General features: G+C 62.5%; 13 protein-coding genes. All 13 read right to left on the bottom strand.

All coding sequences use genetic code 11. The features are described from left to right. Positions 1-17: 17 nt before the first annotated feature. Positions 18-992: an ABC transporter permease gene (locus tag ACQ4WP_RS16925; RefSeq protein WP_436522659.1), complete on the bottom strand. Its 975-nt coding sequence runs from the start codon at positions 990-992 to the stop codon at positions 18-20. Positions 993-1,093: 101 nt separating this feature from the next. After that, positions 1,094-2,650, bottom strand: a complete 1,557-nt coding sequence (locus ACQ4WP_RS16930) for a sugar ABC transporter ATP-binding protein (RefSeq protein ID WP_436522586.1) — start codon at positions 2,648-2,650, stop codon at positions 1,094-1,096. A 119-nt stretch (positions 2,651-2,769) separates the two neighbouring features. Continuing rightward, the gene (locus ACQ4WP_RS16935; RefSeq protein WP_436522588.1) at positions 2,770-3,636 is read right to left on the bottom strand and encodes a fumarylacetoacetate hydrolase family protein; all 867 of its coding nucleotides are present in this window, start codon (positions 3,634-3,636) and stop codon (positions 2,770-2,772) included. A 42-nt stretch (positions 3,637-3,678) separates the two neighbouring features. Continuing rightward, positions 3,679-4,434 carry an SDR family oxidoreductase gene (locus ACQ4WP_RS16940; RefSeq protein WP_436522590.1) on the bottom strand — a complete coding sequence of 252 codons (756 nt, stop codon included), beginning with the start codon at positions 4,432-4,434 and terminating at the stop codon, positions 3,679-3,681. A 55-nt stretch (positions 4,435-4,489) separates the two neighbouring features. Continuing rightward, entirely contained in the window at positions 4,490-4,804 is a 315-nt protein-coding gene (locus ACQ4WP_RS16945; protein WP_436522592.1) for an L-rhamnose mutarotase, read from the bottom strand. A 32-nt stretch (positions 4,805-4,836) separates the two neighbouring features. Continuing rightward, the gene (locus ACQ4WP_RS16950) at positions 4,837-5,667 is read right to left on the bottom strand and encodes an amidohydrolase family protein (protein ID WP_436522594.1); all 831 of its coding nucleotides are present in this window, start codon (positions 5,665-5,667) and stop codon (positions 4,837-4,839) included. Next, the gene (locus ACQ4WP_RS16955; RefSeq protein WP_436522596.1) at positions 5,664-6,674 is read right to left on the bottom strand and encodes an aldo/keto reductase; all 1,011 of its coding nucleotides are present in this window, start codon (positions 6,672-6,674) and stop codon (positions 5,664-5,666) included. Before ACQ4WP_RS16955 ends, ACQ4WP_RS16950 begins: the two co-directional genes overlap by 4 nt. A gap of 14 nt (positions 6,675-6,688) precedes the next feature. Continuing rightward, entirely contained in the window at positions 6,689-7,912 is a 1,224-nt protein-coding gene (locus ACQ4WP_RS16960) for a UxaA family hydrolase (RefSeq protein ID WP_436522598.1), read from the bottom strand. After that, positions 7,909-8,241 (bottom strand): UxaA family hydrolase, encoded by a 333-nt coding sequence (locus ACQ4WP_RS16965; protein WP_436522600.1) that lies wholly within the window; start codon positions 8,239-8,241, stop codon positions 7,909-7,911. Before ACQ4WP_RS16965 ends, ACQ4WP_RS16960 begins: the two co-directional genes overlap by 4 nt. 34 nt (positions 8,242-8,275) lie before the next feature. Continuing rightward, complete coding sequence (locus ACQ4WP_RS16970; protein ID WP_436522602.1) at positions 8,276-9,190, bottom strand: GntR family transcriptional regulator; 915 nt, start codon at positions 9,188-9,190, stop codon at positions 8,276-8,278. A gap of 66 nt (positions 9,191-9,256) precedes the next feature. Continuing rightward, entirely contained in the window at positions 9,257-10,198 is a 942-nt protein-coding gene (locus tag ACQ4WP_RS16975) for a sugar kinase (protein WP_436522604.1), read from the bottom strand. After that, positions 10,195-11,331: a mannitol dehydrogenase family protein gene (locus ACQ4WP_RS16980; protein WP_436522606.1), complete on the bottom strand. Its 1,137-nt coding sequence runs from the start codon at positions 11,329-11,331 to the stop codon at positions 10,195-10,197. Before ACQ4WP_RS16980 ends, ACQ4WP_RS16975 begins: the two co-directional genes overlap by 4 nt. Before the next feature lie 3 nt (positions 11,332-11,334). Further along, the gene (locus tag ACQ4WP_RS16985) at positions 11,335-12,345 is read right to left on the bottom strand and encodes a zinc-binding alcohol dehydrogenase family protein (protein ID WP_436522661.1); all 1,011 of its coding nucleotides are present in this window, start codon (positions 12,343-12,345) and stop codon (positions 11,335-11,337) included. Between the last annotated feature and the right edge of the window lie 183 nt (positions 12,346-12,528).

Genomic DNA, 12,528 nt, shown 5'->3' on the forward strand with positions numbered 1-12,528 from the left:
ACCTTTGCCTTGCTACTTCAGTTGCGGTTGCGCTTCTGATCGATCCAGACGGTCATCAGGATGACCAGTCCGATAATGATTTGCTGGATGAAGCTCGATACGCCGTTCATGTTCAGGCCATTCCGCAAGATGCCGATCACGAACGAACCGATCACCGTGCCGGAAATGCTGCCGATGCCGCCGATCAGCGAGGTGCCGCCGATCACCGCGCTGGCGATCGCATCGAGCTCGTACATCACGCCTTCGTTCGGCTGCGCCGTCACCAGGCGCGACATCAGCACGCAGCCGGTCAGGCCCGATAGCGCACCCGAGATCACGTACACCATCAGCGTCACGCGGTTCACCTTTACGCCAGACAGCCGCGCCGCCTCGGCGTTCGAGCCGACCGCGTAGATATGGCGGCCGAATGTGGTCCGGCTCAGCATCACCGAGACCACGATCGCCAGCACGAACATCAGCACTACCGGATACGGAATGCCAGGGAAGATCACTTCGGGGAAGGGGCCGCCGTTGTCGGCCTCGATGCGAAACAGCACGCCGTTGCCCAGCACGCCGAAGTCCTCGCCCAGGCCAGAGATGGCGCGTGCGCCGGTGATCTGCAGCGCCACCCCGCGCGCGATCAGCATCATGCCCAGCGTGGCAATAAAAGGCGGCAGCCGCAAATGGGTGATGCAAAAGCCATTGATGGCGCCGCAGATGGCGCCGGTCAGCACCCCGCCCAGCATCGCTGGCGCCACGGGTACGCCGGCCTTCACCAGCAGCGCCGCGACCACGCCGGACAGGGCCAGCACCGAGCCGGAGCTGAGGTCGATGCCGCCGGTAATGATGACGCAGGTGGCGGCAATGCCGAGGATGCCGATCGAGGTCACCTGCAGCGCCACGCTCATGCCGTTGCTGACCGAAAAAAAGGCGTTGCTGGTCAGCGAAAACACCAGCAGCAGGATCGACAGGCTGCCCAGCGCCGCGAACTTCTGGATCATGTCCTTGTTCATGCGCAAACGCGGCTTGCCGGCAGTGGCGCCGCCGGCCGGCGGCAACGGCGGCTGGCTAGTCGCCACGCTCTGGCTGCCGGCGGTCATATCGAGTGGTCCGTTCATACTATGCTCCCCGCACCGCTGCCAGAGGCCAGGTGCATGATTTGTTCTTGAGTGGTATCGCGCGTATTGACGATGCCGGTGATTTTCCCGCCATGGAACACGGCGACGCGGTCGGTCATGCCCATGATCTCGGGCAGCTCGGAGGTGATCAGCACCACCCCAATGCCTTCCGAAGCCAGCTTGTCCATCAACTGGTAAATGGCGAACTTGGCGCCAACGTCGATGCCACGCGTGGGCTCGTCGAAAAAGATGATCTTCGAATCGCGAAACAGCCATTTGCTGATGACGATCTTTTGCTGGTTACCGCCCGAAAGGTTCTTGGCGACCTGCTTCGAAGATGGTGTCTTGATACCGAGCGCCTCGATGTAGCGCTTCGACACAGCTTCCTCACGCGCGAAGTCGATGAAGCCGAAGCGGTTCGACACCGCCGCCATATTGGTCAGGGTCAGGTTGGCCGCGACCGACATGCGGATCGCCAGCCCGTGCTGCTTGCGGTCCTCCGACAGGTAGGCGATACCATGGCCGATGGCGTCGATGGGCGACTTGATGTTGACCTCCTCGCAGCCCAGATAGATGGCGCCGCTGGCGACCGGATCGGCGCCGAAGATGGCGCGTGCCACCTCAGTGCGGCCGGCCCCCATCAACCCCGAGAAGCCGAGGATCTCGCCACGTCGCAGGTCGAAGCTGACCGGCCCGAACACGCCCGGGCGCACCAGGTCCTTCACCGTCAGCAGCGCCTCCGTGGTCGGCACCGAGGTCCGCTCCGGAAATTTTTCATCGAGCGTGCGGCCCACCATCTTCGCCACGATGGTGTCGAGCGAGATATTGGTGAAATCGTCGGTACAGACGAACTTCCCGTCGCGCATGACGGTCACACGGTCGATAATGTGCTTCAATTCGTCGAGCCGGTGCGAGATGTACACCACGCTCACGCCGTTGCGCTTAAGGTCATTGATGATCTCGAACAGCTGCCCGGTTTCGCTCTCGGTCAGCGACGATGTCGGCTCGTCCATGATCAGCACTTCAGTGTTCAGCGACAGGGCCTTGGCGATTTCCACCATCTGCTGCTGGGCGCACGACAGCGACTTGACCAGCTGGTTCGGATCGATGCGCAGCTTGAGCCGGTCCAGCAGCGCCTGCGCGTCGGCCCGCATCTTCGTCCGGTGCACGAAGATGCCGCGCTTCGGCTCGCGCGCCAGGAAAATATTCTCTGCCACCGTCAGGTGCGGCACCAGGTTCAGTTCCTGGTGGATGATGGCGATGCCGGCCGCCTCCGCGTCGACACTGCTGATGAAGCGGCAGGGCTTGCCCTTGTAGATGACCTCGCCCTCGTCGGCCTGGTAGACGCCGCTCATCACCTTCATCAGCGTGGATTTTCCCGCGCCGTTTTCGCCGCACAGCGCATGGGCCTCGCCGCGGCGCAGGCTGAAGCTGACGCGGTCCAGCGCCAGCACGCCGGGAAAGCGTTTGCTGACATTGTTCAATGTGAGTATTTCCGGCGGCGGGCCATTCGTAAGGCGGCCGCCGGTCTCGAGAACGCTAACGCTCTGCATATGTCTCCTCCAAGAGCTCGGTAACTGATCTGCCGGCGGCGATGTCTGTGCATCGTGATGCCACCGGCGCGTGACAATCAGCTTAAGATAAATAAAGTCCAGCCAGTGAGGCCGCTGATTCAGCCATCAATCAACTCTGCACTCCAGGCGTGCACCGTCTGGCGCTGCTCGCCCAAGCCACTGATGCCCAGCCGCATGGTGTCGCCCGGCTTCAGGTACACCGGCGCCGGCTTCTGGCCCATGCCGACGCCCGGCGGCGTGCCGGTACTGATAATGTCGCCCGGGTTCAACGTCATGAAGCGGCTGATATAGCTGACCAGGTTCGCCACGCTGAACACCATGGTGCTGGTGCTGCCATCCTGCACCCGGCGGCCATTCACCTCCAGCCACAACTTCAGATTTTGCGGATCCGGCACCTCGTCGGCCGTCACCAGCCATGGGCCGATCGGCCCGAACGTATCGCAGCCCTTGCCCTTGTCCCAGGTTCCGCCGCGCTCGAGCTGGTACTCGCGCTCGGACAGGTCGTTCACCACGCAATAGCCAGCCACATGATCGAGTGCATCGGCTTCCGACACATATCGCGCGCGGGTGCCGATCACCACGCCCAGTTCCACTTCCCAGTCGCTCTTGCGTGAATCCTTTGGCAGCACCACCGCATCCTCGGCACCGATGACGGCGCTGATGGCCTTCATGAACAGCACTGGTTCCGGTGGCACAGGCATGCCCGATTCGGCCGCGTGGTCGGCGTAATTGAGGCCGACGCAGATGAATTTTCCGATGCCCGCATACGGTGGCGCAATCCTTCCCGGCTGCGTCACCACCGGCAGGCTATGAATGTCGAGCGCGGCCAGCGTTGCCAGGCCGTCGCGGCCCAGGATGGCGGCACTGATATCGGGCAGCACGCCAGACAGGTCGCGCAACTGGCCGTCAGCGTCGATCAGGGCAGGTTTTTCCGAGCCTTTGGCTCCATGGCGCATCAGTTTCATGTTGTCTCTTTCTTCTTATGATATTAATTTAAATGCAATTCTTCAAGTGGTCCAGCCGCCATCGATCACATGCGCCATGCCGGTGGTAAAGCCAGATTCGTCGGAGGCTAGGTACACCGCCAGGGCGGCGATTTCCTCGGCGCGGCCAACGCGGCCCATGGGCTGGCGGGCCACGAAGGCTGCTTCGACAGCGGCCACGCTGCTGCCGCTGTCGCGCGCCTGCGCCTCGATGCGCTGCTTGAGCGAAGGCGACTCGATGGTGCCGGGACAGATAGCGTTGCAGCGTACGCCGCGCGTGACAAAATCAGCGGCCACCGATTTGCTCATGCCAATGACCGCCGCTTTCGATGCGCCGTAGACAAAGCGGTTCGGCGCGCCCTTGACGCTGGAGGCAACCGAGGCCATGTTGATGATAGAGCCGCCGCCCTTACCCAGCATCCCGGGCAGGAAGGCGCGCATCATGCGGTACATCGAGCGGGCGTTCAGGTTGAAGGACGCCTCCCATGCCGCCTCGTCGCATTCGAGGATAGTGCCGCCGTCGACATAACCGGCGCAGTTGAACAGCACGTCGATCGGGCCGACGCTGGCGGCCAGGGCCAGGATGGCCGCAGCGTCGGTAACGTCCAGCCGGCTGGTGCGGCAGTTTTCCAGCGCGGCCAATTGCGCCAGCTGGGCCTCGTTGATATCAGTGGCAATCACGCGCGCGCCTTCGCGCAAGAAGGCCTCCACGGTGGCACGGCCTATGCCCTGCCCGGCCGCCGTCACCAGCGCTGTCTTGCCTTTCAATCTGTCCGTCATGTTTGTCTCCTCCAGTGTGGGCGCGCCGCTTATTTTTGCGCTGCCCAATTACAGTTCAATCCATATGAAACACGTTTTCCATCATTGCCCAGTGATCGCCGGCCTGGCGCGATTCGAACGGCCGTTGGCACGGCGTGCAGACACTCCACCAGCGCTGCGTCTCGGGATCGACCGCGATCAGTGCCATGTCGGCGGCGAAATCCTGGCCGTGATATTCCCAATAGCCAAACAGCAGGTTTTCCGGCTCGCGCAGGAAGATCGTGTAATTTCGCACCTGCGCCTGCTGCAGCCGTTCCAGCACCTGCGGCCAGACCGCCGCATGCAGCGCCTTGTATTCGTCGATACGTGTAGATTCGATACCGATCACCATGCCCATTCTTTGCATTGCCGCTCCGTTCCAGTTCAGTCGAGATGGTAAAAACGTATCGCATTCAAACCAAGGATCTGTGCCTTTTCCCGCTCGCTCAAGCCATCCAGCAAACATGCACTCGCCTGTATCCAGCCGGCATAATCACTCGCCAGATTGACCACCGGCCAGTCGCTACCCCAGATCACCCGTCGTGGCCCGAACGCTTCCAGCACGACACTGGCATACGGCTGCAAATCGGCCAGCGCCCATCCAGGCCCCGCCTCGGTAAGCATGCCAGACAGCTTGCAATACACCTGCGGCAGCGCCGACAGCCGCCGTATGTCCACTTCCCAGGCCGCGTAATCCCCGCTCGCAATCGGCGGTTTTGCAGCGTGGTCAATCACGATGCGTAGAGTGGGGTAGCGCTGCGCGAAAGACAGCAAGGCGGGTAAATGACGCGGCAACACCAATGCATCAAAAGAAAGGTCGCAGCGCAGCATCGCTGCAATTGCCGGCTCCAGGGTCGGGTCGTCGATCCAGCGCTCGTCATCGATATCCTGCAGCATCGGCCGAAGTCCCTTCAAAGTCGTATCTTCGGCCAGCGCGGCGATCTGCCACGCGGCGTCGGCTGCCTTCAGATCCACCCAGCCAACCACGCCAAGTACAAACGGCGATACCTTCGCCAACTGCAGCAGGAAGCAGGTATCTGCCACGCTGGGCAAGGACTGCACCAGCACCGTGCCGTCGATGCCGTGTGCGGCCAACTGCGGCGCCAGGTCTTGCGGCAGGAAGTCGCGGTAGATCGCTTCCAGTTCCGCCGGCGGCCAGCTGCCCACGCGGTCAGCCAGGTGCCAGAAATGCTGATGGGCGTCGATGCGCTTCATGGACACGGTACCGGTGCGCGTTCATCGATCAGGCCGCGCAGCTTGAGCGCCTGCCACAATTCGACCGGAATCGGCTGGGCAAACCACGCCGCGTTCTGGCGCAACTGCACCAGGTCCTGGCCACCGGGTATGCATGACACCACAGCCGGATGCGCCATCGGGAACTGCAGCGCTGCAGCCTGTAGCGGCACGCCGAATTCTGCACAGGCCTGCTGCAACTGGCCAACTCGTTGCATGATTTCTTGCGGTGCATCGGCATAATTGAACTTGCCATTGCCGGCCAGGACGCCGGAATTGAAGGGTCCGCCAATCACAATCGCGTTGCCTTGCCGCTCGCATGCCTCCAGCAACGGCGACAGCGATGCCTGCTCAAGCAAGGTGTAACGTCCGGCCAGCAAGGTGCAATCGAGATCGCATTCCTGCATCGCCTCGTACACTACCTGTGCCTCGTTGACGCCTAGTCCAATGGCTTTCACCTGGCCGCTACGGCGCAACTCGTCCAGCGCGCGAAAACCGCCGCCCTTGGTCAATTGCTGCCAGTAGTGCTCACGCAGATTGCCGTGCGTGGCGCGGCCGATGTCGTGTACGAACAGGATGTCGATATACGCCAGGCTTAGGCGCTGCAGACTATCCTGGTACGAACGCATGATAGCGTCATAGCTGTAGTCGAAATACGGCCGGAAAGGCAGCGGCGCCGCCCATCCGTCGTCGCCGGGCTGCACGCTGGCGTCAGCTTGCATCAGGCGCCCGACCTTGCTGCTGATGACGAACTGCCCCCGCGGCCGGTCGCGCAGCGCTTCCCCAAGCCGGTGCTCGGACAGGCCGTAGCCATAGAATGGTGCGGTGTCAAAATAGCGCAGGCCAAGCTCCCATGCGCCATCGATTGCGGCCCGCGCGTCTGCGGCGCTGCAGGCTTGATACAGGCCGCCAATCGGCGCGCAGCCCATACCCAGCCGGGTCAGCGGCAGGCCGCTGCGCGGCAACGGCACGGTGTCGGTCACGTTCATCGCATCTTCTCCGTTCAGGCCGCGCGCAGCGGGAAACAGCCCGGCCCGAGCGCGTCAAATTGCTTATACGTCAGCACGAATTCCTGGTGTCCAAGGTCTTCCGAGCGGCTCAATTCACCGTTGGCCACGCGCAGCACGGCGTCAACAATCTCGGCGCCCACCGCTTCCAGGCTGGCCTCGCCGGTAAGTATCTTGCCGGCGTTGACATCCATGTCGTCAGCCAGGCGTTCAAAGGTTTGCGGATTGGCGCACACCTTGATCACCGGCGAGATGGCCGAGCCGACCACCGAGCCGCGGCCGGTGGTAAACAAGGTGATGTGGGCGCCGCAGGAAATGAGTTCGACAATTTCCGCATTGTCGGACACGTTTGGAAAACCGAAACGCGGCTCGCCATCGGGCACTACATCGAGCAGATACAGGCCGCCGCCAGCCGGTTGGTCGCCCGGCTTCAAAATGCCGACGATCGGCGATGATCCGCTCTTGGCGTAGGCGCCCAGCGACTTTTCTTCCTGTGTAGTCAGGCCGCCGTCGGCGTTACCGGGAGAGAAACTGCCGTGTCCCATGATGGTGTAATACCTGGCCGCCTTGGCCACGGTTTCTACGATGGCGTCGCCCAAGCCGGGGCTTACGGCGCGCCGCTGCATGTGGTACTCGCAGCCCACGAGTTCACCGGTCTCCTCGAAGATGCAGGGACAGCCGGCGTCGATCAAGGTGTCAAAGGCCACGCCGACGGCCGGGTTGGCGGTAATGCCGCTGGTGCTATCGGAGCCGCCGCAGATGGTGGCAATCACCAGTTCGCCCAGCGCCATAGGCACGCGCACTTGCTGCGCCAGGTGTTCCAGCGCCCAGCCTATCCATTCGACGCCACTCTTCACGCTTGGGCGCGTGCCGCTGTTTTCCTGGATCGTGATGGTATGCACGGGGCGGTCGCTATCGGCCACCGCCGTGCTCAAGCCGTATTTATTGAAGCCTTCGCAACCCAGCGACACCAGCAGCACAGCACCGACGTTCGGATGCGTCAGCAGGCGGCGCATCACCTGGTCGGCATATTCATTCGGGAAGCAGCCCGTAAAGCCGATCAGGTGCACGGACTGGCCGGGGAAGGCATTGACCATCTGGCGCGCCACGTGATGCGCGCATTCGACCATATAGGCCACTACCACGATGTTACGGATGCCCTTGCGGCCATCGGCGCGCAGGTAACCGGAAAGCTGCGGGAATGTATCAGGAGCGTTCATTTGGCGCCGTCCTTTTCCAGGAAGTGCTGGCCGTCCTGGCCCAGGGTGAAAGTCGGGATGTAGTCGCTTTCGAGGTTGTGGGTGTGGATATGCTCGCCGATGGAGATCGGCTGCGTAACGCTGCCGATGATGGCGCCATAGCGCAACACCTTGTCACCCACTGCCAGCGGAGTCCGCGCCAGCTTGTGGCCGATGGCGATGTCCTGCAACAGCACGAAGGGAGCCTCGTCGATCAGCACCCGTTCGCCTTTCTTCAAGGCGGTGCGGGCGATCACGCAATTGTCCCCGGCGGACATCAGCAAGACGTCTGAAACTGGAGTGTTCAGCATGGCACGCCCTCCCGATGGAAGGCGGCAGTAGGCGTCAGCCCTGGGCCTGCGCCTTTTCGCGCACGCCGATCGATTGCAGCATGGTGCGGCGCGATGAAGTGAGATGCTCTTGCATGCAGGCCAGCGCTGTGGGCACGTCGTGCACTGCGAGTGCGCGCAAGATCGCCAGATGCTCCTGCAGCGCATACTTGTTGCGGCCCATTTCCTCGCCCTTGTCCCACTGGTAGTGATAGTGGAAGACGAAGGAAACGATGTCGTAGAAGCCCTGCGCGAAACGGTTGTTCAACAGGCCGATCAGAAAGGTATGAAATTCGCGGTCCAGCGCTGGAAATGCGCTGTGACGGGTATCGATCTTCGCTTCCAGCTTCTCGTGCTGGACGATCAGCCGGGCCAGTTCCTTGTAGGCCGGATCGTTGTGCTGCAGCGCCGCAAACTGTTCCACCGCAGCCAGTTCGAACATGCGCCGCATATCGGCCAGCTCGGTCGCGAACGAGCGGTCGAAGGCACACAGGCGCCAGCCGCCGCGTGGTTTCTTTTCGATCAGGCCGAAGCGCGAAAAGCCGATCAGGAACTCGCGCACGCTGACGGTACTGGCACCGGCCTCGCGCGCCAGTTCCGCCTCCGAGAACTCGGCCCCGGGCGGCATGTCGCGCTGGTATACGCGCTCCATCAAGACCTGCTGTATCCGTTCCGCGCCAGACTGCAGCTCGGCCATGTCGAAATAGTCGCCGGGAATCGGCTTCCTGAGCAAACGCCGCTCGGCCAGGCTGGCAATCAGGCGCCGCGTGTTCAGGTAGGTGATCGCGCTGCGCACGGCGGTGCGGCTGCCTTGGCAGATCGTGGTCAGGTATTGCTCCGTGGGCAGCATCTCGCCCACCGCCACATTCTCGGCCAGGAATTGCAACAGCAGATTGGTGCACCGCTTGAATACGGTCGCTGGTTTGGACATGGGGTTCGGCAGCCGCTGTAATAGAAGCGTCAGAGAGTTTTGGTCGAGTTGTCATTTTAGTCGATATCAAAGCTGAATATCCATCAGAGTTTGTAGCATGGCCGATTGCGGAACGATGGCGCCGGCATGGCCCACCACTGCCGCCGCCAGCCGCCCGCCCAGCTCCGCAGCCGCTTTCGGCGCCCGGCCGGACCAGCGCGCAGCCAGGTAACCGGCGTTGAAACTGTCGCCGGCCGCAGTCGTGTCGACCACATTCACCGGCGTCGCCGCCACCTCAAGTACCGGCAAGCCAGCCCCGCCCAGCAGGCAGCCCTGCGCGCCCATCTTGATCACCACTTCCGCCTCGCTGGAACGCAGCACCCTGGCCAGCGTAGCCGCAGCGTCGGCATCGCCGTGCAGCAGCGCCTCGTCGTCGGCGCTAAGCAGGGCATGGCTGCTGATCTTGAGTGCCCGCGCCAGCCAATGGCGGGCGACATCGGCCTGCCACAACGCGGGGCGGTAATTGCTGTCCAGGAGCACCCAGCCACCCTGCTCTCGCACCCTGGCGGCCAGTTCCAGCAGCGCGGCACGGCGCCCATCATCGAGGATCGCCAGTGTGATTCCAGTCAGCAGCAGCGCGCCGCAGGTGGGCAGTGCTGCGTACAAGCGCTCCAGGTGCGCCGCGCCCAGCATCGAGCGCGCCGCAGATTGCGCGCGCCAGTAGCGAAAACCACGCTCGCCGCCCTCATCGGTCTCGATCAGGTACAGGCCAGGCAACTGGCCGGGCAAGATGTCAAGCAGCCGTTCATCGATGCCATGGCCGCGCATCTGGGCACGAATACTGCCGCTCATGGCGTCGTCGCCAAGTGCGCTGACATAGACCACGGTCAGCGCGGGCAGCAGGCGCTTCAGATAAACGGCGGTGTTATAGGTATCGCCGGCGGCACTGGTGTGAAGGACGTTCTCGCCGCCCTGGCGCAGCTCCAGCATGCATTCGCCGATCGCCCAGAATTGCATGGCGTGCTTCATGCTGGCACTCCTTCCATGGCAGCCCGCAGACGGCGCTGTGGCAGATCCAGTCCCAGTTGCGCAGCGAGGGCCAGCAGCGGGCCAAAACGGCGTTGCTTCTTCTGCCCGTGATTCTGCGCAATATCAGCCAGGCGATGCGCCAGGAAGGGATTGTTGAAACGGTCGCGCACCTGCTGCAGATAGTCGCCGCTGGCCTGCGCCTCGCCGAGGGCGGCGAACAGCGGCAGCACCTCGTCCGCCCACACCGCTTCCAGCGGTTCACGCATGGCCGGATCGGCCATCGCCTGCAGCACCGTCAGGTCTTCCGGCCCACCTGCTGCCAGCCACTGCTCGGCTAAGAAGGTGTGGCCGAGGTTGAGCAGGAACAGCTTGCGCCGCTCGTAAAGTTCAAGGCTGTCAGTCACCACCAGTTGCGGATGGCTACATGGCAGCAGCATGCCCGGCTGCGCCTCGACGGCCCACAAGGCATAGGGTTCGGCGACGGCACCGATTGGATCGAGTGGCTCGGAAACGATGCGGTCAACCAGCGAATTGACCCACACGCAGCCTTCGGCCAGCCATGATACGAACGCAGCGTCCAACTGCCAGTCACGCGCCAGTTGCAGTACCAGTTCGCGCAGCACCGTACCATTGTTGGCCACCAGTTCGCACGGGAAGATCGAGATCGGCGCAGCACCGCACAGGAAGCGGCCATGCAACAGCACCAGCAACTTGGCCGGGAAGCTTTGCGGCGCGATATCGCCATCGAGCAGCCCCGCATGGTCCTCTGCCGACAAGGCATAACCGGCGTCACCCGTGTTTGACAGTATCACCTGCACGCCGCTGGCAGCCTCGGCCCGGATGCGCGGCCAGTCGCGGCTCGTTTGCAGCGCCTGCGTCACCGACACCACGCGCCTCTCCTGGTCGACCGCGGCGCCGTCTTGCCATCCCCGGATACGTACAGGAAAACCACCCGGCTGCTTGAAAGCATCGATCCGGCGCGCGCTGTGAGGATTGCCGGTGCTTTGCACGATCGTGATAGCACCCAGGGCGGTGCCGCTTTCCAGCGCTTCGCTGATAAACAGGTCGGCATGCGCTTGCAGGAAGCGGCTGGTGCCGAATTGGAGGATGGGGTTGACCACGGGATTGAGCATGATTCAGATCTCGACAATCGCCTTGATCACGCCGGCCGACGGCTCCATCCACAGCGGCAGCACCGTCGTGAATTCATCCAGCGTGGTACGGTGGGTATTGAGTAGCGCAGTCGGCACCAGGCCTGCCTTCATTGCCGCCACCACCTCCTCAAAGTCGGCTGCAGTGGCGTTGCGGCTGCCAAGCAGGCTGGTTTCTCGCTTGTGGAATTCAGGGTCGGAGAACGACAGAATATCGCGCACGATGGACACCAGCACGTAGGTGCCGCCGTGGGCGACAAATTCCAGGCCGCGCTCCATGGCCTTGATATTGCCAGTAGCGTCGAACACGATGTCGAAGAACTCATCGTCGCTGCAGGCGGCCAGTTGGTCCTTGTCCTGCGGACCGGTTTGCACCGTGCGCTCGATGCCGAAGGTGTCGCGGCAGAATTGCAGCCGATCCTGGCGAGCATCAAGCACCGTCACCCTGGCACCTTTCAGTTTGGCAAACAGCATGACCGCCATGCCAATCGGGCCGGCCCCCACCACCAGCACATTGTCTCCGGCTTGAACCGAACCACGCGTGACCGCATGGGCGCCGATGGCGAGAAATTCGATCATGGCCGCATCGTCCAGCGAAATGCCCTCGGTCTTGAACACGAAACGCTCCGGCAGCGCCAGGTATTCGCTCATGCCGCCGTCGCGGTGCACGCCCAGCACCTCGATCCGGGTACAGCAGTTGGTCTTGCCCTTGCGGCAGGCGACGCAGGTGCCGCAGGACAGATAGGGCATCACGTACACCTGGTCACCGGCGGCCAATGCCGATCCATCCGGGGCCGATACCACCTGGCCAGACAGTTCATGCCCCATCACGCGTGGATAGCTGAGAAAAGGCTGGGTGCCGCGAAAGATGTGCATGTCGGTGCCGCAAATGCCGATGCGGCGGATGCGTACCAGCACCTCGCCGGCCTCCGGCACGGGAATCGGACGCTGCTCCATGCGCAGCGTGCCGGGCGTATCACATACGACACTTTTCATCATTAGCTGTCTCCTGCTGCGGTTTTTATGTTGATTATTATATTTAACGTACAATTTGATCGTTAAAAAAATGCTGTCTTTAACAGCATCTTTCATGTCATCGGCACACCACGATTTGGCTACATTGCCCAAGCTAAGCGAAGATAAGCTTGCAAGGATGGGCTTTCTCAGAAAACTGTCCCT

The sequence above is a fragment of the Janthinobacterium lyxosi genome, from assembly GCF_051380665.1.
In the GTDB taxonomy this organism is placed as follows: domain Bacteria; phylum Pseudomonadota; class Gammaproteobacteria; order Burkholderiales; family Burkholderiaceae_D; genus Janthinobacterium.

Coding starts and splice junctions, on each gene's coding strand:
- ACQ4WP_RS16925 (WP_436522659.1), bottom strand. CDS start 992: ATGAACAAGGACATGATCCAGAAGTTCGCGGCGCTGGGCAGCCTGTCG.
- ACQ4WP_RS16930 (WP_436522586.1), bottom strand. CDS start 2,650: ATGCAGAGCGTTAGCGTTCTCGAGACCGGCGGCCGCCTTACGAATGGC.
- ACQ4WP_RS16935 (WP_436522588.1), bottom strand. CDS start 3,636: ATGAAACTGATGCGCCATGGAGCCAAAGGCTCGGAAAAACCTGCCCTG.
- ACQ4WP_RS16940 (WP_436522590.1), bottom strand. CDS start 4,434: ATGACGGACAGATTGAAAGGCAAGACAGCGCTGGTGACGGCGGCCGGG.
- ACQ4WP_RS16945 (WP_436522592.1), bottom strand. CDS start 4,804: ATGGTGATCGGTATCGAATCTACACGTATCGACGAATACAAGGCGCTG.
- ACQ4WP_RS16950 (WP_436522594.1), bottom strand. CDS start 5,667: ATGAAGCGCATCGACGCCCATCAGCATTTCTGGCACCTGGCTGACCGC.
- ACQ4WP_RS16955 (WP_436522596.1), bottom strand. CDS start 6,674: ATGAACGTGACCGACACCGTGCCGTTGCCGCGCAGCGGCCTGCCGCTG.
- ACQ4WP_RS16960 (WP_436522598.1), bottom strand. CDS start 7,912: ATGAACGCTCCTGATACATTCCCGCAGCTTTCCGGTTACCTGCGCGCC.
- ACQ4WP_RS16965 (WP_436522600.1), bottom strand. CDS start 8,241: ATGCTGAACACTCCAGTTTCAGACGTCTTGCTGATGTCCGCCGGGGAC.
- ACQ4WP_RS16970 (WP_436522602.1), bottom strand. CDS start 9,190: ATGTCCAAACCAGCGACCGTATTCAAGCGGTGCACCAATCTGCTGTTG.
- ACQ4WP_RS16975 (WP_436522604.1), bottom strand. CDS start 10,198: ATGAAGCACGCCATGCAATTCTGGGCGATCGGCGAATGCATGCTGGAG.
- ACQ4WP_RS16980 (WP_436522606.1), bottom strand. CDS start 11,331: ATGCTCAATCCCGTGGTCAACCCCATCCTCCAATTCGGCACCAGCCGC.
- ACQ4WP_RS16985 (WP_436522661.1), bottom strand. CDS start 12,345: ATGAAAAGTGTCGTATGTGATACGCCCGGCACGCTGCGCATGGAGCAG.